This window comes from Streptomyces sp. NPDC029041 (genome assembly GCF_040637515.1).
GTDB lineage: Bacteria > Actinomycetota > Actinomycetes > Streptomycetales > Streptomycetaceae > Streptomyces.
The window spans coordinates 1-21,906 of sequence record NZ_JBEZWO010000009.1 but is presented as its reverse complement, the minus strand read 5'-3'; the positions used below and the strand labels follow the sequence as shown (position 1 = coordinate 21,906).

The following is a 21,906-nucleotide window of genomic DNA, read 5'->3' as shown; positions in this document are numbered from 1 at the left end:
CTGGCCGACCCGGATCACCCCGTGTTACCAAGAACCATGACCGCACCCGAGGGACCCCGCACCAACCGGACGTACGACGCCGTCATCGTCGGCGGCGGCCACAACGGCCTGGTCGCCGCCGCCTATCTGGCCCGCGCCGGGCGCTCCGTGCTGATCCTGGAGCGGCTGGACCACACGGGCGGCGCGGCGGTGTCCACCCGGCCCTTCACCGGGGTCGACGCCCGGCTGTCCCGCTACTCGTACCTGGTCAGCCTGCTGCCGAAGAAGATCGTCCGGGATCTCGGGCTGGACTTCCGGGTCCGCACCCGTACCGTCTCCTCCTACACACCCGCCGAACGCGACGGCCGGCCCACCGGACTCCTCGTCGGCGGCGGCGAGCGCCGCACCAGGGAGGCGTTCGCCCGGCTCACCGGCTCCGACCGCGAGTACCGGTCCTGGCAGGAGTTCTACGGCAGGACCGGCCGCGCCGCCCGGCGCATCTTCCCGACCCTCACGGAACCGCTGCCCGCACGCGAGGAGCTGCGCCACCGCCTCGACGACGAGGAGACCTGGCGGATGCTGTTCGAGGAGCCGATCGGTGCCGCCGTGGAGGAGCACTTCCAGGACGACCTGGTGCGCGGTGTCGTCCTCACCGACGCTCTCATCGGCACCTTCGCCGACGCCCACGACCCCTCCCTGAAGCAGAACCGCTGCTTCCTCTACCACGTGATCGGCGGCGGCACCGGCGACTGGGACGTGCCGGTCGGCGGCATGGGCGCGCTCACCGACGCCCTCGCCGACGCCGCCCGCGCGGCGGGAGCGGTCCTCGCCACCGGCCACGAGGCGCTGCGCATCGCCACGGACGGCCGGACCGCAGAGGTCACGTACCGCGCAGCGGACGGCGAGGGCACCGTCGCCGCCCGGCACGTCCTGGTGAACGCCTCACCGCGGGCCCTGGCGGAACTGACCGGCGACACGCCGCCGGCGCCCGCCGAGGGTGCGCAGCTGAAGGTGAACATGCTGCTGAAGCGGCTGCCCCGGCTGCGCGACAGCGCCGTCGACCCGCGCGAGGCCTTCGCCGGCACCTTCCACATCGCCGAGAGCTACGAGCAACTGGCCACCGCCCACGCCCAGGCCGCCGCCGGACACCTGCCCGCCGCGCCGCCCTCCGAGATCTACTGCCACTCGCTCACCGACCCGACCATCCTCGGCCCCGGCCTGGCCGCGCAGGGCTACCAGACGCTCACCCTCTTCGGCCTGCACACCCCGGCCCGCCTGTTCGAGCGGGACAACGACGCCGTACGCGAGGACCTGCTGAAATCCACCCTCGCCCAGCTCGACGCCCACCTGGCCGAACCCCTCGCCGACTGCCTGGCCACCGACGCGGACGGACGGCCCTGTATCGAGGCCAGGACCCCGCTCGACCTGGAGCGGGACCTCGGGCTGCCCGGCGGCAACATCTTCCACCGCGAGCTGAGCTGGCCCTACGCCCAGGACGGCACCGGCCGCTGGGGCGTGGAGACCGGCCACGCGAACGTGCTGCTGTGCGGGGCGGGCGCGGTGCGCGGGGGCGGGGTCAGCGGGGTGCCGGGACACAATGCGGCGATGGCGGTTCTGGAAAGCGCGATCGGCTGAATCGCACCCCCGTCGCGGGGCACTCCGACAGGACGAAGAAGTCCGAACCAGCCGGCCGCCCCGCGCGGACGGCCGCACCACCCCCCACGGGAGGCTCTCATGGCCGAGCTGAGCCCGACCGACCTCCAGAAGGCCCTCAAGGGCATGGACTACCCCACCGACAAGCAGCACCTGGTGGAACGTGCCCGCAGCAACCACGCCGACGAGAAAGTCGTCAGCACCCTCGACCACCTGAAGGAGGACCGCTTCGACGGACCGAACGAGGTGCAGAAGGCCGTCTTCAACCAGTGACCCGGCCGCCTCAGTCGGCCGACGGCGTCCACCCCACCGCGTCGAGGCGCGACGCGTCCGCCGGACGCGCCTCGTCGAACAGGACGCCGTCGGCCGAATCGACGCGCAGGCCGTCCAGATAGCCGCCGCGGCCGACGTACAGCCGGTCCGTGGTGTACCGCCAGCGCAGGACGAGGTGCCGCGCCGCGGGCAGGCCGGCGGTGAGCCGGTGCCGGACGCGGCCGGACCAGCCGGTGACCGAGCCCGACGGGTGCTGCCGGGGCTCCTCGCCCCGGCGGGACGTGGTGAAGGGCAGCGGATGCCAGGTCGTGCCGCCGTCGGTCGTCCCCTCGAGGAACAGGGCGTCGGCCCGCGGCTCGGTGTCCCACCACAGGCCGCAGCGCAGCCGGGCCCCGCCGGAGGACGTGTCGAGGGCGGGGAGGGCGAGCGTGGCCGTGGCGGAGACCGCCATCCCGGAGAACCAGGCCGTGCGCCCCCGCGCCGGCCGGACCGGTACGGCCCGCGCCATGTGGTTCGCCGCGGCGACCCTGGGGGCCGAACCGGAACGCCAGCTCCGCACCGGGTGGACCGAGTTGCCGAGGACGATCAGGAACGAGTCCGTCGTCGGGTCGAGCACCAGTGAGGTGCCCGTGAAACCGGTGTGCCCGGCCGTGCGCGGCGTGGCCATCGCACCCATGTACCAGTGCTGGTACAGCTCGAAGCCGAGGCCGTGCTCGTCCCCGGGGAAGGCGGTGTTGAAGTCGGTGAACATCAGCTCCACCGACTCCGGGCTCAGGATCCGGGCCCGCCCGTAGACGCCGCCGTTGAGCAGCGTACGGCCGAGGACCGCGAGGTCCCACGCGTCGGAGAACACACCCGCGTGACCCGCGACGCCACCCAGGGCGAAGGCGTTCTCGTCGTGCACCTCGCCCCACACCAGGCCCCGGTCGAGGCCGGACCACGGTGCGCGCGCGTCCTCCGTGGCAGCGATCTTCGGCCGCCAGGACGCGGGCGGGTTGTAGCGGGTGCGGCGCATGCCGAGCGGCGCGGTGATCTCGTCGCGCAGGAGGGTGTCCAGGGTGCGGCCCGTGATCCGTTCCAGGACGAGCTGGAGCGAGATGAGGTTCAGGTCCGAGTACAGGTACGCCGTGCCCGGCGCGCCGACCGGCTGCTCGTCCCAGATGCGCTGGAGCTTCTCCTCGTAGGTCGGCGCGCTGTACAGCGGGATCCAGGCACGGAACCCGGAGGTGTGCGTGAGGAGCTGACGGATCGTGATGTCCTGCTTGCCCGCCCGGGCGAAGTCCGGCAGGTACGAGGAGACCTTCGCCTCCAGCCCCAGTGCGCCCCGCTCGATCTGCTGCACGGCGAGGATCGAGGTGAACAGCTTCGACACCGACGCCAGGTCGAAGACGGTGTCCTCGGCCATGGGGATCTGCTCGCCGGGCGGGAACTCGACGCCCGTGTCGGTCTCCTCGTCGTAGGCCCGGTAGCGCACCGCCATGCCGATCGGCCGGTGCAGCGCGACGGTGCCGCCGCGTCCGGCGAGCAGGACGGCGCCCGCGTACCAGGGGTGCTCGGGGGAGGGGGCCAGGAACGTCTCCGCGTCGGCGACGAGCCGGCGCAGATGGGAGGGGAGCAGCCCGGCGCGTGCGGCGGAGCCGTGCCGCAGGGTGGGGCGGCTGCCGCTCCCTGCCGGAGCGGCCTCGGCGGGTCCCGCGGGCAGCGGGGCGAGGGCGAGCGCACCGCCCAGGGCCACGCCCGCTCGGGCCAGTTGACGCCGGGTCGGTCCGCCGTTCGCCGCTCTGCCGGTCACCGCGCATCCCTTCGCATCGACCGCCTCGCATGTCCCGGGAAGTATGTCCCCCGGGCGCCGCCGTGAATCCGGCGGAGAACCCCGAACCGATCCGACGGAGCATCAGAAAACCTCTTCCGTCCTCCGGGGGACTCCGGCATCCTGCGCCCATGCAGACGGAGCTGAGCCAGACCCTGGGAATCGAGCACGCCGTCTTCGGCTTCACGCCGTTCCCCGCCGTCGCCGCGGCCATCAGCCGGGCCGGTGGCTTCGGCGTGCTCGGCGCGGTCCGCTACACCGCCCCCGACGAACTCAAGCGCGACCTGGACTGGATCGAGGCTCACGTCGACGGCAGGCCGTACGGGCTGGACGTCGTGATGCCGGCGAAGAAGGTCGAGGGCGTGACGGAAGCCGATGTCGAGGCGATGATCCCCGACGGGCACCGGCAGTTCGTCCGGGACACCCTCGCCAAACACGGTGTGCCCGAACTCGCCGAGGGCGAGGCGTCCGGATGGCGCATCACCGGCTGGATGGAGCAGGTCGCCCGCAGCCAGCTGGACGTCGCCTTCGACTACCCGATCCGGCTCCTCGCCAATGCCCTCGGCTCCCCGCCCGCCGACGTCATCGCCCGCGCCCACGACCAGGACGTCCTCGTCGCCGCCCTCGCGGGCAGCGCCCGGCACGCCCGCAAGCACCGGGACGCCGGGATCGACATCGTCGTGGCGCAGGGCTACGAGGCGGGCGGACACACCGGCGAGATCGCCTCCATGGTGCTCACTCCGGAGGTCGTCGAGGCCGTCGCCCCGCTGCCCGTCCTGGCCGCGGGCGGCATCGGCAGCGGGCAGCAGGTGGCCGCCGCCCTCGCCCTGGGGGCCCAGGGTGTGTGGCTGGGCTCCGTGTGGCTGACCACCACCGAGGCGGACCTCCATTCGCCCGCCCTGACCCGCAAGCTCCTCGCGGCCGGCTCCGGCGACACCGTCCGCTCCCGGGCACTGACCGGCAAGCCCGCCCGCCAGTTGCGCACCGAGTGGACCGAGGCCTGGGAGGACCCGGCCGGGCCCGGCACCCTGCCCATGCCCCTGCAGGGACTGCTGGTGGCGGAGGCCGTCTCGCGCATCCAGAAGTACGAGGTCGATCCGCTGCTGGGCACCCCGGTCGGCCAGATCGTCGGCCGGATGAACAGCGAACGCAGCGTCCGGGCCGTCTTCGACGACCTCACCCGCGGCTTCGAGCAGGCCGTGGACCGCGTCAACCGCATCGCCGGAAGGAGCGGACAGTCGTGAGCACACCCCCCGTGGGCTTCTGGGCCCAGGCCATCGAGGCTCCCGGCCGCACGGTACTCGTCGCGCCCGACGGCGAGGAATGGACCGCCGGACGCCTGCACGCCGCGGCCAACCGGCTCGTGCACGGCCTGCGGGCGGCCGGACTGGAACGCGGCGACACCTTCGCGGTGGTCCTGCCCAACGGCGTCGAGTTCCTCACCGCCTATCTCGCCGCCAGCCAGGCCGGGTTCTACCTCGTCCCCGTCAACCACCACCTCGTCGGACCGGAGATCGCCTGGATCGTCTCCGACTCCGGGGCCAAGGTGCTCCTCGCCCACGAGCGCTTCGCCGCAGCGGCCCGCCACGCCGCCGACGAGGCCGGCCTGCCGGCCACCCACCGGTACGCCGCCGGCACGGTCGAGGGCTTCCGCCCGTACGCCGAACTCCTGGACGGACAGCCCGAGTCGGCGCCCGCCGACCGCACGCTCGGCTGGGTCATGAACTACACCTCGGGCACCACCGGCCGCCCCCGCGGCATCCGCCGCCCGCTGCCCGGCAAACCCCCGGAGGAGGCGTACCTCGGCGGTTTCCTCGGCATCTTCGGCATCCGGCCGTTCGACGACAACGTGCACCTGGTGTGCTCGCCGCTCTACCACACGGCCGTCCTGCAGTTCGCCGGCGCGTCCCTGCACATCGGCCACCGGCTGGTCCTCATGGACAAGTGGACACCCCAGGAGATGCTCCGGCTCATCGACGCCCACCGCTGCACCCACACCCACATGGTCCCCACCCAGTTCCACCGTCTGCTGGCTCTGCCGGGCGAGGTGAAGGACCGCTACGACGTCTCCTCCATGCGGCACGCCATCCACGGTGCCGCGCCCTGCCCCGACCACGTGAAGCGGGCCATGCTCGACTGGTGGGGCCCCTGTGTGGAGGAGTACTACGCGGCCAGCGAGGGCGGCGGCGCCTTCGCCACCGCCGAGGACTGGCTGAAGAAGCCCGGCACGGTCGGCAAGGCCTGGCCCATCAGCGAGCTCGCGGTCTTCGACGACGACGGCAACCGGCTGCCGCCCGGTGAACTCGGCACCGTCTACATGAAGATGACCACCGGCGGCTTCTCGTATCACAAGGACGAGGCCAAGACCCGCACCAACCGCATCGGCGACTTCTTCACCGTCGGCGACCTGGGCCACCTCGACGAGGACGGCTACCTCTTCCTGCGCGACCGCAAGATCGACCTGATCATCTCCGGAGGCGTCAACATCTACCCGGCCGAGATCGAGTCGGCCCTGCTCGCCCACCCCGCCGTCGCCGACGCCGCCGTCTTCGGCATCCCGCACGACGACTGGGGCGAGGAGGTCAAGGCGGTCGTCGAACCGGCCCCCGGGCACCGGCCCGGGCCCGCCCTGGCGGCCGACCTCCTCGACCACTGCGCCCACCGGCTCGCCGGGTACAAGCGGCCCAGGAGCGTCGACTTCATCACCGAGATGCCCCGCGACCCCAACGGCAAGCTGTACAAGCGGCGGCTGCGGGAGCCGTACTGGGAGGGCCGGACCCGACCGGTGTGAGCCGCCCGGCTTCCTGCCGCCCTGGTTCCGGCGCCTGCCGTACGCGGGGTGCCGCCCCACGGGAACGGCACCCCGCACGGGTCAGCGACGCTCGTGCACCCGCACGACCTTCAGCTTCGGCGAGGACGCGATGTCCTTCTCGCAGAAGCGCGACGCCACCCACTTCTCACCGGAGAACAGCCGCGTCTGGTCGGCGAAGTGCGGCGACTTCGGGTTCGACGACTGGGAGTACGTCAGCAGCGTGCGGGCCACCGGACAGCGGCTGCCGTCCCAGCCGACCGCCTGGAGATGACTGGACCCGAACGGCACCTCCGTATAGCCGCCGCCGGCCGCGTCCCACGTCGGCTCGAGCACGTTCCACACGCCGAGCCGCCCCGCGCCGCCCGGCACGGGCAGGCGCTCACCGCCGCGCACCACGAACTGGTGCGCGCCGAGCGGCGCGTCGAGCGCGATGCCCGCACTCCGCAGCTCGGCCACCGCGTCGGCGAGGGCGGCGGGGAAACCGGCCGCCTGGGTGTTCAGCGTGTTCGGCGTGCGGACCGGGTCCGCCGCCGAGAACGGCACCTTCCACAACCGCTCGGCGGGCACGGCCTGTTCGAGCCTGCGCCAGAACCGGTCGAAGAGCAGCGCTCCCCGGCTGCCGGTGTCCATGGTGCGGTCCCACGCCTTCAGCACCCCGCAGGCCGCCGACACGTCGACCGTCGTGCCGTCGCTGCCCGTCGCCGCACCGCCGGGCAGCGCGGAGCAGGCCCGTGCCACGTCGTCGGCGGCGAGATCCCCCGCGGGCACCCGGTTGGCGAACTGCTGCCGCTGCAGGTCGCGCACGGTCAGTCCGCCGCGGTCCGCCATCGCCGCGACGTCCTCGACCGCGCCGCGCGTGCGCAGACCGAGCTGGGTGCCCACCGTGCCGAAGATCCGCTCGTATCCGGTGAGAGGCCGGTCGGCGTTGGTCATCCACGCGGTGCCGTTGGAGTTCTCCGCGTACGGGGCGTCCTTCAGCGTCGGCATCCTCGACGGGCCGAAGATCCCCGGCACGACGGCGCCGGGGTCGCTGCCGAGCGCGCAGTCGCCGCGCGAGCCGTCGAGGATCGCGATCCCGGACGCCGGGTACGTGGTCCTGCCGAGGTCCGTGGAGCAGCGCTGCGCCAGCTCGTCGGTGATGCGGGGCAGTACCTGGGACTGGGTGAACAAGGAGTGCCCCGCGCGGTCGGCGGCGAGCGTGTTCACCCAGGGGATGCCCTGGTGCCGGTCGAGGGAGGCGAGGACGCCGGCCGTGCTGCGCGCCTTGGCGAAACCGAGCGAGGTGTCGGAGAAGCGGAGGTTCGCCGCGTTCGGATCGTTGAGGGCGTAGGCCGTCCCGGCGGTCCACGGCAGCGGGACCTGGGAGCTGAGGGAGGTGACGACGGGGCCGTAGCGGGTCCACCACTGGGTGCGGGTGACCGGCGCGCCGTCCTTCACCGCGACCGTCACGGTCCGCTTCCTCATGCGCTCCGGCCTGCCGTCCACCAGGTAGGTCGTGGGATCGGCCGGATCGAGGGTGAGCCGGTGGAAGTTGGCCGGAATGCCGGTGGAGACCGTGTGGCTCCACGCCACGTGTGCGTTGAACCCGATGGAGATCGCCGGGGTGCCGAGCAGGGAACCGCCGGACACGTTCAGCTCGCCGGGGATCGTCTGCTGCGACTGCCAGAACCGCCGCCCGCCGTCCCACGGGTAGTGCGGGTTGCCCAGCAGCAGGCCCCGGCCGTTCGCCGTGGTGTCACCGCGGAAGGCGACCGCGTTGGAGCCCATGCCGGGGTCGCCCCACAGCTCCTCCGCCGCGTCCGCCACGGCCTTGGCCGCGGCCTTGCCGCCCGGCGTGCGGGCGGACGGGGCGCCGGGGGCGGTGGTGGCTCCGGCCGGCGGCTGCGCGGCCGTGATCGTCTCCACGAACCGCCCCTCGCCGGAGATCGAGGCGATCGCCAGGCCCCGGGCCGCCACGTCCAGTTCGGAGACCGGCCGGACCCAGGACGCGCCCGCGCAGGCAGGATCCGTGATCTTCCGCTGCTTCAGCCAGGCGTTGTAACCGGCGGCCCAGCCGCGCATCATGTCCCGCACCTGACGGCCGGGGCCGACGGGCGCGGGCTCGGCGAGCAGCTTCTCCACGGTGCGGCTCTCGCGGACCCCGCCGAAGTACAGGTCGCTGGTGAGGTTGGTCCTGGCCGCCGAGAGATCGCCGCCGGCGGGCGTCTCGGCGCCGAAGTACCGGGACCGCTCGCCCCGCAGCGTCACGAACCCGTCGGCGAGCGTGCACACCTCGTCCGCGGCCTGCGCCCAGCCCGTGCCGAAGCCCAGGTCGGCGTAGTTCTTCGCGAGGATGTGCGGAATGCCGTACTCGGTGTAGCGGATGACGGCGGAGTGGCCGTCGCCGGAAAGGTGTGGATCTGCTCGCTGCTGGGTCGTGGCGGCCGCCGCGGGTAACGCGGACGCGGCGGTGAACAGGGCCGTGGCCCCGAGAACGAGTCGTCTCAGACGGCTGCGCATCGTGCCCTCCAACATCGTCGAGGGAAAGGAGTGACGTGTGTACGAACCTGGTTCGCACGTCCGCCGGTTTCATGACACCGGACGCCGTCGGCCGCGGCGGGGTTGCTCACGGCCGGTTCAGCGCCCCGGCTCCCGGCCCGCCCCGGGGTCCTTGACCTCCATGGACGGCCGACCGAGGATCATGTGCCATGACGACGCCCGGACATGGCAGCACGGTCGACGGAGTCCTGCGGCGCAGCGCCCGGCGCACACCGGCGCGCGTCGCCGTGGAGTACGCCGAGCGGACCTGGACGTACGACGAACTCGACACCGCCGTCTCCCGCGCGGCGAGCGTCCTCCTCGGCCAGGGGCTCGCTCCCGGGGACCGGGTCGGCGCCTTCGGCCACAACTCCGACGCCTATCTGATCGCCTTCCTGGCCTGCGCCCGGGCGGGCCTGGTGCACGTACCCGTCAACCAGAACCTCACCGGCGACGACCTGGCCTACGTCGTCGGCCAGTCCGGCAGTTCCCTGGTCCTCACCGACCCGGACCTGGCGGCGCAACTGCCGAGCGGAGTAGGGACGTTGCCGCTGCGCGACGCCGACGACTCGCTGCTCGCACGGCTGCCCGGGGCACCCGCCCACGAGGGCCCCGAGCCGCGTTCCGAGGACCTCGTGCAACTGCTCTACACCTCGGGGACGACCGCCCTGCCCAAGGGCGCGATGATGACGCACCGGGCCCTGGTGCACGAGTACCTGAGCGCGATCACGGCTCTCGACCTCAGTGCGGGCGACCGCCCCGCGCACTCCCTGCCGCTGTACCACTCGGCGCAGATGCACGTCTTCCTGCTGCCCTACCTCGCCGTGGGCGCGACGAACCTCATCCTCGACGCACCCGACGGCGACCGGCTCTTCGACCTGATCGAAGCGGGCCGTGTGGACAGCCTGTTCGCGCCGCCCACCGTCTGGATCGCCCTGTCCGGCCGCCCCGACTTCGCCACCCGCGACCTGAGCGGCCTGCGCAAGGCGTACTACGGCGCGTCGATCATGCCGGTCCCGGTGCTGGAACGGCTGCGGGAGCGCCTGCCGGGCCTGGCCTTCTACAACTGCTTCGGCCAGAGCGAGATCGGCCCGCTGGCCACGGTCCTCGCACCCGACGAGCACAAGGGCCGCATGGACTCCTGTGGCAGGCCGGTGCTGTTCGTCGACGCGCGCGTGGTCGACGAGAACGGCGAGGACGTACCCGACGGCACCCCCGGCGAGGTCGTCTACCGCTCCCCGCAACTGTGCGAGGGCTACTGGGACAAGCCCGAGGAGACCGCCGAGGCCTTCCGCGACGGCTGGTTCCGCTCCGGCGACCTCGCGGTGCGCGACGCGCACGGCTACTTCACGATCGTCGACCGGGTGAAGGACGTCATCAACTCTGGCGGGGTCGTCATCGCCTCACGGCAGGTCGAGGACGCGCTGTACACCCACCCCGGCGTCGCCGAAGCGGCGGTCGTGGGCCTGCCGGACGAGCGCTGGATCGAGGCGGTGACGGCCGTCGTCGTGCCGCGGGGCGAGGTCTCGGAAGCGGAACTGATCGACCATGTCCGACGGGAACTGCCTTCCTTCAAGGCGCCGAAGCGGGTGGTGTTCGTGGACGAACTCCCGCGCAATGCCAGCGGGAAGATCCTCAAGCGTGAGCTGAGGAACGAGCTCGGCGGCTGACGGCTGACGGCTGACGGCTGACGGCTGACGGCTGACGGCTGACAGCTGACGGCTGCCGGAACCCCGTTGTGCCGGTCCGCCCCGGAACACCAGGATCGGCGGCATGCCGATCCTCAGTGCCCCGGACGGAACCCGACTCACCTTCCACCTGCGCGGCGAGGGTGAGCCGCTCGTCGTGTTCCCCGGCGGGCCCATGCGGGCCTCCGCCTACCTCGGGAACCTGGGCGGACTGGACGCCCACCGACGGCTGGTACTGCTCGACCTGCGCGGCACGGGGCAGTCCGCGCTGCCGGCGGACCCGGCGACGTACCGCTGCGACCGGCTCGTGGACGACGTCGAGGCGCTGCGGCTCCACCTGGGCCTGGAGCGGATGGACCTGCTCGCGCACTCGGCGGGCGGGAGTCTCGCCATGCTGTACGCGGCCCGGTATCCGCAGCGGGTGGGGCGGCTGGCGCTGATCACCGCCACGCCGTGGGCGCTGGGGTGTCCGGCGACGGCCGGGGACCGGCTGCGGCGGCGCGGTCGCGGGCGTCGGAACCCTGGTTCGCGGACGCCTTCCCGGCGTTCGAGGCCTGGCTGGGCGGCAGGGGTGACTTCGACCCCGTGTTCCTCCCCTTCTTCCACGGACGCTGGGACGACACCGCCCGGGCCCACGCCGACCGCGAGGAGGCCGAGACCAACGACGACGCGGCGGGTCACTACGGTGCCGACGGCGCCTACGACCCCAGCACGACACGGGATGCGCTCGCCCGGGTGAAGGCCCCCGTGCTCGTCCTCGCCGGCGAAGCCGACGGAGGCCCGGGGCCGGCGCTCGCCCGCCGTGCCGCGGAGCCCTTCCCCCATGCCGAGTTCACGGTGCAGCCGGGAGCCGGACACGACCCCTGGCACGACGACCCGGCGTGGTTCACGCGAAGCGTGGCCGCCTTCTTCTCCTCGGCCGCACGCCCCTTCGCTGTCGGCAGAGCGGACCCGGCGCCGCAGCCCACCTCGCCTACCGTGCACGCATGGACACAGCACCGCGCACCGTGCAGGCGAACGGCATCACGCAGGCCTACCGCGTCTGGGGGCCGCCGGACGCGCAGCCCCTCGTCCTGCTGCACGCCCGAGGTGCCGACGGCGCCGACTGGGCGGACCTCGCCCCTGCCCTGGCCGCCGCGCCGCGCCGCGTCTACGCCCCCGACCTGCGCGGGCACGGCCGCAGCGACTGGCCCGGTGAATACGCGTACGCGACCGTGCGTGACGACATCCACGCCTTGCTCGGGACACTCGGAGTCGACCGTGCCGACGTCGTGGGCCACTCGCTGGGCGGCGTCGTCGCCTACCTGCTCGCCCAGCACAGCCCGGAGCTCGTACGGCGACTCGTCCTGGAGGACGTGCCCGCGCCCTTCCCGCTGGACCCGCCGCGCCCACCCGCCGAACGGCCCGATGGGAATCTGCCGTACGACTGGGCGATGATCCTCGCCACCGACCGACAGCGCAACGCACCGAATGCCGTGTGGTGGGACCACATGGGTCGGATCACCATGCCCACGCTGCTGATCGGTGGCGGACCCAGCAGTCCGATCCCTCAGGGCCAGATCGCCGCCTTCGCGGAAGTGCTCCCCGACGCCCGGCACATCACCCTCGACGCGGGTCACCTCGTGCACGAGACGCGTCCGGAGGAGTTCCTCGCAGCGGTCGAGGCGTTCCTCAGCCCCGCGGACCGTACGCCGTCATGAAGCGGTCGCGGAAGGTGTCCATGCCCCACCGGGGCGCGTCCGCGGCCGGCTTGAGACCGTCCGTCCAGCCCCAGTCGGCGACCCGGTCCAGGACCTTCTTGTCGTGGGCGACGATCGTCACCGGCACGTCCTTGCCGGTGTCCCCGGCCAGGACGGTGGGCACCGGCTGGTGGTCGCCGAGGAAGACCAGCACCGTGTCGTCGTCGCCGTAGCGCTCGACCCACTCGGTGAGGCTGCGGATCGAGTACTCGATGGCCTTGCGGTACTCGGCACGCACCTTCTGCGGGTCCTTCCAGACCTCCGTGGGGTCGGTGCCCTCCTTCTTGATCCGGTGGAACACCGAGCCGTCGCCGAGGTCGTTCCAGTCGATCATGTGGGCGATGGGCGACCAGGGGTTGTGGCTGGAGGCCAGGATGATCTCCGCCATGATCGGCTCGCGGTCCTTCTTGCCGTGCTCCAGCCGTTGGAAGGCCTCCAGGCTGAACTGGTCGGGCACGGGCGTCCAGCTGAAGTACGGGCCGTGGTAGCCGAGGTGTTCGGAGTCGTAGATGTGGTCGAGACCGAAGAACTTCCCCTCCGGCCAGGCCCGCCGCACACCCGGCACGATGCCGACGGTCCGCCAGGCACCCGTCTTGCCGAAGTACTTGGTCAGGGTCATGCGGTCGCTCGTGGTCAGACTGCGGTAGCGCTGCTGGTTCTTGATCCACAGGCCGGACAGGAACGTCGAGTGGGCGAGCCAGCTGCCCGCGCCCGTCACCGGCGACTGCAGCCAGCCGCTGCGCGACTGGAAACCGGCCGCCTTCAGCCTGCCGGTGCCCTCAGTGAGCACGGCGTCGGTCTGCTGCGCCATCGCCGGGTCGTCGATCGCGACCCTGCCGTAGCTCTCGATGAACGTGAACAGCACGTCCTTGCCGCGCAGCCCGGTGAGCAGCTGGTCGGGCGGTGTCTTCGCGAAGGCGTCCACCGAGGCCTGCTTGTCGAAGACCCGGGCGTCCCGCAGCCCCGCGCGCACCTGCTCCACCCGGTTGCCCACGAGCTCGGCGTTGCCCTTGGTGGCGACCGGCACGGTGCCGATCTGCACGCCCAGCGTCATGCAGGTGATCCACGCCGTGCCGAGGATCAGGATCGTTCGGCCCGCGACCGGGCGGTGCCGGACCATCAGGTTCGTCAGCCGCACCACCGCCAGGGTGGTGAGGACGAGCAGCGCGACGAGCAGCACGATCACCCCGGCCACGGCCAGCACCTGGCCGGTGCGCCCGAACGTCTCCCTCAGGAAGTCCGTGCCGTTCTGGATCAGGATCCAGTCCAGGGCCAGGTCGAACGGCCGGGCCAGGATCTGGTAGAAGCCCATGTCGACGAACTTCAAGGCCGTGAGCAGCCCGAGGAACGCCCCCGCGACCACCGACGTGATCCGGCGGGGCTTCGGCGGCAGAGCGAGCAGCAGGCCCGCGAGCAGCACGCCCTCGGCGGGGATGCGGACGAACGACGCGAACTCGATGCCCTCGATACGGTTCGGCACCAGCAGCGCGAACAGCACCAGGGCCCCGGCCAGCACGGTCGTACCGAGGGAGACGCCCCGCGCCGCACGAGGGTAGCGGTGCCGCCAGCCGAACCAGCCGGGCTTCGTCGCCGGGGGCGGTGCCGGGGCGGCGTTCTCAGCGGCGTCGTCGGTGGCGGTGCCGTCCACCGCATCCGCCGTGCCGGTGTCTCCATCGGGTTTCGCCCCGCCCTCGGCCGTGTCGTCCGAAAGCTGACGGGAGCGAGTGAAGAGCGACACCCGGTGGTCCTTCCGTGCGGTCTTGCGATGGCATGCCGGACAGAGCCCTGGCGGGCCCGCCTGCCACCACCAGTACGTCCGCACGTCACCTTAGGTTCAATGTCCCCGGCCGGAGAATCACCCGTCCGCCGTCGCCGCCACCTCCCGGGCCCACCGGTAGTCCGCCTTGCCGCTCGGCGACCGCCGGATCGACTCGGTGATCACCAGCTGGCGAGGGATCTTGTAGCCGGCCAGCCGGTCACGGCAGTGCGTCCGGATGTCCTCCAGCGACGGCCGCGCCGCACCCCGGCGCAACTGCACCACGGCCGCCACGTGGTGACCCCACTGCGGGTCCGGCACCCCGGCCACCAGCGCGTCGTAGACGTCCGGATGGGCCTTGAGGGCCTGCTCGACCTCCTCCGGGTACACCTTCTCGCCACCGGTGTTGATGCACTGCGAGCCGCGGCCCAGGACGGTGACCACGCCCTCCTCGTCGACGGTGGCCATGTCGCCGAGCAGCACCCACCGCTCACCGTCCCTGACGAAGAAGGTCGCGGCGGTCTTGACCGGGTCGTTGTAGTAGCCGAGCGGCACATGTCCGCACTGCGCGATCCGGCCCACCTCGCCGGGCGCCACCGGCGCGTACGTGCCCGGATCGACCACCTGAGTACGGGTGTTGACCCGCACCCGGAAGCCCCGCTCAGGTCCGGAGTCCTCGGTCGCCGTGCCGTTGAAGCCCGACTCCGAGGAGCCGAAGTTGTTCAGCAGCATGGCGTTCGGCACCAGCTCCCGGAACTGCCGGCGCACCGTGTCCGACATGATCGCGCCGGACGACGACACGCTGAACAGCGACGAGCGGTCGATGTGCCGCAGCGGGCCGCTCAGCGCGTCGATCAGAGGCCGCAGCATGGCGTCGCCCACCAGCGAGATGCTGCTGACCCTCTCCTTCTCCACGGTCCGCAGCACCTCCTCGGGCACGAACTTGCGGTGGATCACCACCCGTTGCCCGAAGTTGAAGCCGATGAACGCCGTGAGCGTGGAGGTGCCGTGCATGAGCGGAGGCGTCGGGAAGAAGGTGATCCCCGCACCGCCCGCCGCGACCCGCTCGGCGAGCTCCTCCGGCTTCTTCACCGGCTCCCCGGTCGGGGCGCCCCCGCCGAGGCCCGCGAAGAACAGATCCTCCTGCCGCCACATCACGCCCTTGGGCATCCCGGTCGTGCCGCCGGTGTAGATGATGAACAGGTCGTCGGCCGAACGGGCCGGGAAGCCGCGCTCGGGCGAACCGGCGGCCTCGGCCTGCGTGAACTCCACGCAGGGCACCTCCGCGGCCCCCGGCGCCGGAGCACCCACCCGGATCAGATGCCGCAGCTTCCCCGCTCGCGGCCGAGCCGCCGCCACCCGGTCCGTGAACTCGGCGTCGAAGACCAGCGCCACCAGGTCCGCGTCCCGGTAGAGGTAGACCAATTCCTCCTCGACATAGCGGTAGTTGACGTTGACCGGCACGATCCGTGCCTTCAGGCAGCCCAGCACCGTCTGCAGGTACTCCACGCCGTTGTAGAGGTGGAGCCCGAGGTGTTCACCGGGGCGTATCCCGCTGTCGAGCAGATGGTGGCCGACGCGGTTGGCCGCGGCGTCCAGCTCCGCGTACGTCAGGCGGCGCTCCGCGCCCGTGCCGGGATGGTCGGCGTACACCAGCGCCTCACGGCCGGGGACGACGTCGACGACCGACTCGAACAGGTCGGCAAGGTTGTACTCCACCGCTCCTCCTGACCCCGGGCGTGCCTGGCATCGGACGGTTCGCGGTCATCAGAGCAAAGGGCGGTCCAAGTGTGAAGGGCCCACGCGAAAGAATCTGACTGACTGTCAGAAAACCCTTGAAGTGCTACCCGCCCTACTGCAACCTGTTCTCGTTCCAGGAGAGGGGAGTTCGCCATGGGCGGGACGGAACACCTCACCGTGCAGCGCGAAGGCGCCACACTGGTGCTCACGCTCAACAGGCCGCAGGCCAGGAACGCGCTCTCGCTGCCGATGCTCGTCGGCCTCCACGACGGGTGGCTGGAGGCCGACGCGGACGACTCGGTCCGCTCGATCGTCCTCACCGGCGCGGGCGGCGCGTTCTGCTCCGGCATGGACCTCAAGGCCCTCGCCGGGGACGGTATGGCCGGAGAGGAGTACCGGGACCGGCTCAAAGCCGACCCCGACCTGCACTGGAAGGCGATGCTGCGCCATCACCGCCCGCGCAAGCCGGTGATCGCCGCCGTCGAGGGGCACTGCGTCGCAGGCGGCACCGAGATGCTCCAGGGAACCGACATCCGCGTCGCCGCCGAGTCCGCCACCTTCGGCCTGTTCGAGGTGAGGCGTGGCCTGTTCCCCATCGGCGGCTCCACCGTCCGGCTGCAACGCCAGATCCCGCGAACCCATGCCCTGGAGATGCTCCTCACCGGCCGCGCCTACAGTGCCCGCGAGGCTGCCGCCATCGGCCTGGTCGGCCACGTCGTCCCCGACGGCACGGCACTGAGCAGGGCGCTGGAGATCGCCGAACAGATCAACTCCTGCGGCCCGCTGGCCGTCGAGGCCGTCAAGGCGTCCGTCTACGAGACCGCCGAGATGACCGAGTCCGACGGCCTCGCCGCCGAACTGACCCGCGGCTGGCCCGTCTTCGGCACCGCCGACGCCAAGGAGGGCGCCCGCGCCTTCGCGGAGAAGCGGCCGCCCGTCTACAAGCGCGCGTAGCGCTGCGCCGGCCTGTGCCGGTCAAGAGCTGCGGGTCGTCGGTGGCTGAGCGCGCAGTTCCCCGCGCCCCCGAGGGGCGCACCGTGCACGCCGATCACGAAGGAGGCAGGCCCTCGATGTCCGCAGTACTCAAGGCGCCGCTCGTCGTCGAATTTCCCTTCACCCGCTCCCTCGGCCCTGTCCAGAGCGCCTTCCTGACCGGTCTGCGCGAACGGGTCGTCCTCGGAGTGAAGACGTGCGACGGCCGCGTTCTCGTCCCGCCCGTCGAGTACGACCCCGGCACCGCCGAGGAACTGGGCGACCTGGTCGAGGTCGCCCCCACCGGCACCGTCACCACCTGGGCCTGGAACCCCGCCCCCCGCCGCGGCCAGCCCCTCAGCACGCCCTTCGCCTGGGTCCTGGTCCGCCTCGACGGCGCCGACACCGCCCTCCTGCACGCCCTCGACGCCCCCGGCCCCGCCGCCGTGCACACCGGCATGCGGGTCCGCGTCCGCTGGGCGGGCGAACGCACCGGCGCCATCACCGACATCGCCTGCTTCGAGCCCTACGACGGCCACCGGGCCGAACCCACGGGACACACGGGCGAGTTCGAGGACCCCGTCACCGGCATCGTCGCCGAGGCCCGCCTCGACTACACCTACTCGCCCGGCCGCGCCCAGACCGCCTACATCAACGCCCTCTCCGGCCGGCGGACCGTCGGCGAACGCTGCCCGTCCTGCCGCAAGGTGTACGTCCCCCCGAGGGGCGCGTGCCCCACCTGCGGGGTCGCCACGTCCGAGCAGGTCGAGGTGGGTCCGCGCGGCACCGTGACCACGTTCTGCATCGTCAACATCAAAGCGAGGAACCTCGACATCGAGGTGCCCTACGTCTACGCCCACATCGCCCTCGACGGCGCCGGCCTGGCCCTGCACGGACGGATCGGCGGCATCCCCTACGACGAGGTCCGCATGGGCCTGCGCGTCGAACCCGTCTGGACCGAGGGCGCCCGCTACCCCGACCACTACCGGCCCACCGGCGAACCCGACGCGGACTACGACACCTACAAGGAGCTGCTGTGACGAGCGCACCGCGGGACCGCGAGATCGCCGTCGTCGCCTTCGCCCAGACCGACCACCGGCGCACCAGCGACGAAGCCTCCGAGGTGGAGATGCTGATGCCGGTCCTGCACGAGGTCCTCGACCGGACCGGCCTCAAGGCCGCCGACATCGACTTCACCTGCTCCGGCTCCAGCGACTACCTCGCCGGACGCGCCTTCTCCTTCACCCTCGCCCTCGACGGCGTCGGCGCCTGGCCGCCGATCTCCGAGTCGCACGTCGAGATGGACGGCGCCTGGGCCCTGTACGAGGCATGGACGAAACTCCTCACCGGCGACGCCGACACCGCCCTCGTCTACTCGTACGGCAAGTCCTCGCCCGGCTCGGTCCGCGACGTCCTGACCCGCCAGCTCGACCCGTACTACATGGCCCCCCTGTGGCCCGACTCCGTGGCCCTCGCCGCCCTCCAGGCGCAGGCCCTCGTCGACGCCGGTGATGCCGACGAGCCCGCCCTCGCCGCCGTCGCCGCACGCAACCGCGAGGCGGCGCGCACCAACCCGCACGCACAGCTGCGCGGCCCCGTACCGCAGGGCGACTACCTCGTCCGGCCCCTGCGCACCGGCGACTGTCCACCCATCGGAGACGGTGCGGCGGCCGTGCTCCTCGCGGCGGGGGACCGCGCCCGTGAACTGTGCGCACGTCCCGCCTGGATCCGCGGCATCGACCACCGCATCGAGGCGCACGGCCTCGGCGTGCGCGACCTGACCGACTCGCCGTCGACCCGCCTGGCCGCCGAACGGGCCGGGGTCTTCGAGCGGCCCGTCGACACCGCCGAACTGCACGCGCCCTTCACCGCACAGGAGATCGTCCTGCGCAAGGCCCTCCGGCTGGGCGACGACGTGGACGTGAACCCCTCCGGCGGAGCGCTCGCCGCCCACCCGATCATGGCGGCCGGCCTCATCCGCATCGGCGAGGCCGCCGCCCGCATCCACCGCGGCGCGTCCGACCGTGCCCTCGCCCACGCCACCTCCGGCCCCTGCCTCCAGCAGAACCTGGTCGCCGTACTCGAAGGGGAACCCCGATGAGCAAGGAGCCCGTGGCCGTCGTCGGTATCGGCCAGACCAGGCACGTCGCGGCCCGCCGGGACGTGTCCCTCGCCGGACTGGTCCGGGAGGCGGCGCAACGCGCCCTCCAGGATGCCGAGTTGACCTGGGCCGACATCGACGCCGTCGTCATCGGCAAGGCGCCCGACTTCTTCGAGGGCGTCATGATGCCGGAGCTCTACCTCGCCGACGCCCTCGGCGCCGTCGGCAAACCCATGCTCCGCGTGCACACCGCCGGTTCCGTCGGCGGTTCCACCGCGCTCGTCGCGGCGAACCTCGTCGCGGCCCGCGTGCACGGCACCGTTCTCACCCTCGCCTTCGAAAAACAGTCCGAGTCCAACGCCATGTGGGGTCTGTCCCTGCCCATCCCCTTCCAGCAGCCCCTGCTGGCCGGAGCCGGCGGGTTCTTCGCACCGCACATCCGCGCCTACATGCGCCGCAGCGGCGCGCCCGAGACGATCGGCGCCCTCGTCGCTTACAAGGACCGCCGCAACGCGCTCAAGAACCCCTACGCCCACCTGCACGAACACGACATCACCCTCGACAAGGTCATGGCCTCGCCGATGCTGTGGGACCCGATCCGCTACTCGGAGACCTGCCCCTCCTCCGACGGCGCCTGCGCCATGATCCTCACCGACCGCGCCGGTGCCGCCCGTGCCCCGCGACCGCCCGCCTGGATGCTCGGCGGTGCGATGCGCAGCGAACCGACCCTCTTCGCCGGCAAGGACTTCGTCTCCCCGCGGGCCGGACAGGACTGCGCCGCCGACGTCTACCGGCAGGCCGGGATCACCGACCCCCGCCGCGAGATCGACGGCGCCGAGATCTACGTGCCGTTCTCCTGGTACGAACCCATGTGGCTGGAGAACCTGGGCTTCGCCGGCGAGGGCGAGGGCTGGAAGCTCACCGAGGCGGGCGTGACCGAACTGGACGGCGACCTGCCCGTCAACATGTCGGGCGGTGTGCTGTCCACCAACCCCATCGGCGCCTCCGGCATGATCCGCTTCGCCGAAGCGGCGCTCCAGGTACGGGGGCAGGCCGGGGACCACCAGGTGGAGGGGGCTCGCCGAGTCCTCGGACACGCCTACGGCGGCGGATCGCAGTTCTTCTCGATGTGGCTCGTGGGCGACCGTCCCCCGGACTCCTGAAAGGTCCTTCTCACGTGCCCTGTCGGCCGTGGGACACGATCGCTAGGCTGGCCGCGGACGACGAACCGGGAGGAGCACGGACGTGGCCGAGACCACCACCCAGCAGCGCCCGCTCACAGGCTGGGACAAGCCGGAGCTTGACCTCACAGACGCCGAGTGGCAGTCCAGCAGCCGAGGGCGGGGGGATGTCCAGATCGCCTTCGTGGAAGGCTTCATCGCCATGCGCAACAGTGCCCGCCCGGAGAGCCCCTCGCTGATCTTCACACCCGCCGAGTGGGGCGCGTTCGTGTCGGGAGCGCGGGAAGGGGAGTTCGACCTCACCTGAGGACGAAGCCGCCGCCGGGGCGACCGTTCCGGACGGCCGGGACCCGAGGGCCGATCCGGGGGTGTTCCGTCCGCATGTCCGGACACGCGACCGGAGACGTCTTCCCGGAGCCACCGCCTGAGTCAGGCCGGCCCCGCCAGAGGACGGCCGGATCCCGGAGGTGACGAGCCCATGAACACCCTGCCCGTCGTCGCGGCAGTCGACGGTTCGGACGACAGCCTGCGTGCCCTGGAGTGGGCCGCCGACGCCGCCCGCCGACGCGCGGCACCCCTGCGCGTGGCACACGTCCGCCAGTACGCTCCCCGGGCGCACCAGTCCGAGGTGCTCGCCGCCCTGCACACGGACCAGCGGGCCGACCCCGTCCTCGAGCGGGTCCGCGCTCATATGGAGGGGCGTGCCGATCGGCCGGACACGGAGTATGTCGGCCTGGAGGGCGCGGCCGGCGCGGTCCTGCCCGGACTGGGCGCCACGGCCCAGCTGCTGGTCCTCGGCTCCCGGGGACGCGGCGGCTTCGCCGGCCTGCTGCTCGGCTCCACCGGCATGGCGGCCGCCCGCGACGCCGAGTGCCCCGTCGTGGTGGTGCCCCGGCCCGGACGCGAGGCCGGCGGAGAGGCGCCGAAAGGTCCCGGCTCGCGCGTGGTCGTCGGCCTGAAGGTGGACGGCCCCGACGAGGCCGCACTCGAGTTCGCCTTAGCCGAGGCCGCCCGGCGCGGTGCCCGGCTCCAGGCGGTCGCCGCCTACCCCTGGCCCGCGCAGCCCTGGATGATGCCCGGGGACATGCCGGCACCCCGAAGTGACGACCGAACTGCTCCCGTCGGCCGGTGACGCGGCAGGCCACCTCGTGGCGGCCTCCCGGGACGCCGATCTCGTGGTCGTGGGGCGCCACAAGCGGCGTCTGCTCTCACCCGTCCGCATGCTGGGCTCGGTCACCCATGCCGTCCTGCCGCACGCCGTGAGCCCGGTCGCCGCCGTGCCGCCGTCGCCCGCGGAGGACTGACCCGGCCGTAATGGATACGGTCAGGCCTATCATTAGCCGCATGCGGGAACCGATCAGCAGGGACGCCCGGCTCGCCCTGGACCTGGCCCTCACCATCCGCCACGACGGCAACGGCGGCGTCGCCGACGACCTGACCGACGAAGCCGGCCTGACCGCCTGGGTCCGGGCCCACCCCGAAGCCCTGCCGACCAGTACGCGAAGCCGGGCCGACGACCTTGGCGAGACTCCACGGCCTTCCGCCCGTGGCCGTCACGTGGTCGACGCGGACGACCGGGGTGCGGCGCCGCACCCCCACGCCGGCAACCGGCACGCTGCCGGATTCACCGCCGACGCCGAGCAGCTCGCGGCCGTCCGCACCCCCCCGGCCGCCCGCCCCGCGCG

The 21,906-nt window shown here is 72.4% G+C and carries 15 protein-coding genes and 3 pseudogenes; 14 read left to right on the top strand and 4 right to left on the bottom strand.

The window, feature by feature from the left end; genetic code table 11:
* Positions 1-36: 36 nt before the first annotated feature.
* Positions 37-1,614 carry an NAD(P)/FAD-dependent oxidoreductase gene (locus AB0F04_RS23930; protein WP_362044336.1) on the top strand — a complete coding sequence of 526 codons (1,578 nt, stop codon included), beginning with the start codon at positions 37-39 and terminating at the stop codon, positions 1,612-1,614.
* 99 nt (positions 1,615-1,713) lie between these two features.
* Positions 1,714-1,905: a DUF2795 domain-containing protein gene (locus AB0F04_RS23925; protein ID WP_362044334.1), complete on the top strand. Its 192-nt coding sequence runs from the start codon at positions 1,714-1,716 to the stop codon at positions 1,903-1,905.
* Between the two features lie 10 nt (positions 1,906-1,915).
* Here the strand turns inward: AB0F04_RS23925 and AB0F04_RS23920 are convergent, their stop codons facing one another.
* Positions 1,916-3,697: a serine hydrolase gene (locus tag AB0F04_RS23920; RefSeq protein ID WP_362044332.1), complete on the bottom strand. Its 1,782-nt coding sequence runs from the start codon at positions 3,695-3,697 to the stop codon at positions 1,916-1,918.
* Between the two features lie 149 nt (positions 3,698-3,846).
* Between AB0F04_RS23920 and AB0F04_RS23915 the strand changes: the two genes are divergently transcribed.
* A complete protein-coding gene (locus AB0F04_RS23915) occupies positions 3,847-4,959 on the top strand; it encodes a nitronate monooxygenase family protein (RefSeq protein WP_362044330.1) in 1,113 nt (370 codons plus the stop codon).
* Positions 4,956-6,506 carry an acyl-CoA synthetase gene (locus tag AB0F04_RS23910; protein ID WP_362044328.1) on the top strand — a complete coding sequence of 517 codons (1,551 nt, stop codon included), beginning with the start codon at positions 4,956-4,958 and terminating at the stop codon, positions 6,504-6,506. The genes AB0F04_RS23915 and AB0F04_RS23910 overlap by 4 nt, the downstream gene beginning before the upstream one ends.
* An 81-nt stretch (positions 6,507-6,587) precedes the next feature.
* Here AB0F04_RS23910 and AB0F04_RS23905 read toward each other — a convergent pair whose 3' ends face one another.
* The gene (locus AB0F04_RS23905) at positions 6,588-9,026 is read right to left on the bottom strand and encodes a penicillin acylase family protein (RefSeq protein ID WP_362044326.1); all 2,439 of its coding nucleotides are present in this window, start codon (positions 9,024-9,026) and stop codon (positions 6,588-6,590) included.
* A 188-nt stretch (positions 9,027-9,214) separates the two neighbouring features.
* Here AB0F04_RS23905 and AB0F04_RS23900 point away from each other — a divergent pair, with 188 nt between their 5' ends.
* The 3 genes and pseudogenes from AB0F04_RS23900 (at position 9,215) to AB0F04_RS23890 (ending at position 12,432) form a co-directional block, all read left to right on the top strand.
* Positions 9,215-10,714 (top strand): acyl-CoA synthetase, encoded by a 1,500-nt coding sequence (locus tag AB0F04_RS23900; RefSeq protein WP_362044324.1) that lies wholly within the window; start codon positions 9,215-9,217, stop codon positions 10,712-10,714.
* Between the two features lie 103 nt (positions 10,715-10,817).
* Positions 10,818-11,641: pseudogene (locus AB0F04_RS23895) on the top strand (alpha/beta hydrolase); the annotation flags it as partial.
* Positions 11,642-11,718: 77 nt separating this feature from the next.
* Entirely contained in the window at positions 11,719-12,432 is a 714-nt protein-coding gene (locus tag AB0F04_RS23890; protein WP_362044322.1) for an alpha/beta hydrolase, read from the top strand.
* On the opposite strand, the gene AB0F04_RS23885 is transcribed toward AB0F04_RS23890, so the two are convergent.
* Positions 12,404-14,209, bottom strand: a complete 1,806-nt coding sequence (locus tag AB0F04_RS23885; RefSeq protein ID WP_362044320.1) for a sulfatase — start codon at positions 14,207-14,209, stop codon at positions 12,404-12,406. The two genes, AB0F04_RS23890 and AB0F04_RS23885, sit on opposite strands and share 29 nt — an antisense overlap.
* Before the next feature lie 117 nt (positions 14,210-14,326).
* Entirely contained in the window at positions 14,327-15,946 is a 1,620-nt protein-coding gene (locus AB0F04_RS23880; protein WP_362044318.1) for an acyl-CoA synthetase, read from the bottom strand.
* 174 nt (positions 15,947-16,120) lie between these two features.
* Here AB0F04_RS23880 and AB0F04_RS23875 point away from each other — a divergent pair, with 174 nt between their 5' ends.
* From AB0F04_RS23875 to AB0F04_RS23845, 7 genes and pseudogenes are all read left to right on the top strand, one after another.
* Positions 16,121-16,921: a crotonase/enoyl-CoA hydratase family protein gene (locus tag AB0F04_RS23875; protein WP_362044316.1), complete on the top strand. Its 801-nt coding sequence runs from the start codon at positions 16,121-16,123 to the stop codon at positions 16,919-16,921.
* A gap of 116 nt (positions 16,922-17,037) precedes the next feature.
* Complete coding sequence (locus tag AB0F04_RS23870; RefSeq protein ID WP_362044314.1) at positions 17,038-17,979, top strand: OB-fold domain-containing protein; 942 nt, start codon at positions 17,038-17,040, stop codon at positions 17,977-17,979.
* The gene (locus AB0F04_RS23865; RefSeq protein ID WP_362044312.1) at positions 17,976-19,040 is read left to right on the top strand and encodes a thiolase domain-containing protein; all 1,065 of its coding nucleotides are present in this window, start codon (positions 17,976-17,978) and stop codon (positions 19,038-19,040) included. The genes AB0F04_RS23870 and AB0F04_RS23865 overlap by 4 nt, the downstream gene beginning before the upstream one ends.
* Positions 19,037-20,203, top strand: coding sequence for a thiolase domain-containing protein (locus AB0F04_RS23860; protein WP_362044310.1), 1,167 nt, complete (start codon positions 19,037-19,039; stop codon positions 20,201-20,203). Before AB0F04_RS23865 ends, AB0F04_RS23860 begins: the two co-directional genes overlap by 4 nt.
* 82 nt (positions 20,204-20,285) lie before the next feature.
* Positions 20,286-20,528: a DUF397 domain-containing protein gene (locus AB0F04_RS23855; protein WP_053668092.1), complete on the top strand. Its 243-nt coding sequence runs from the start codon at positions 20,286-20,288 to the stop codon at positions 20,526-20,528.
* Between the two features lie 171 nt (positions 20,529-20,699).
* A pseudogene (locus tag AB0F04_RS23850) lies at positions 20,700-21,525 on the top strand (universal stress protein).
* Between the two features lie 40 nt (positions 21,526-21,565).
* Positions 21,566-21,906: pseudogene (locus AB0F04_RS23845) on the top strand (hypothetical protein); the annotation flags it as partial.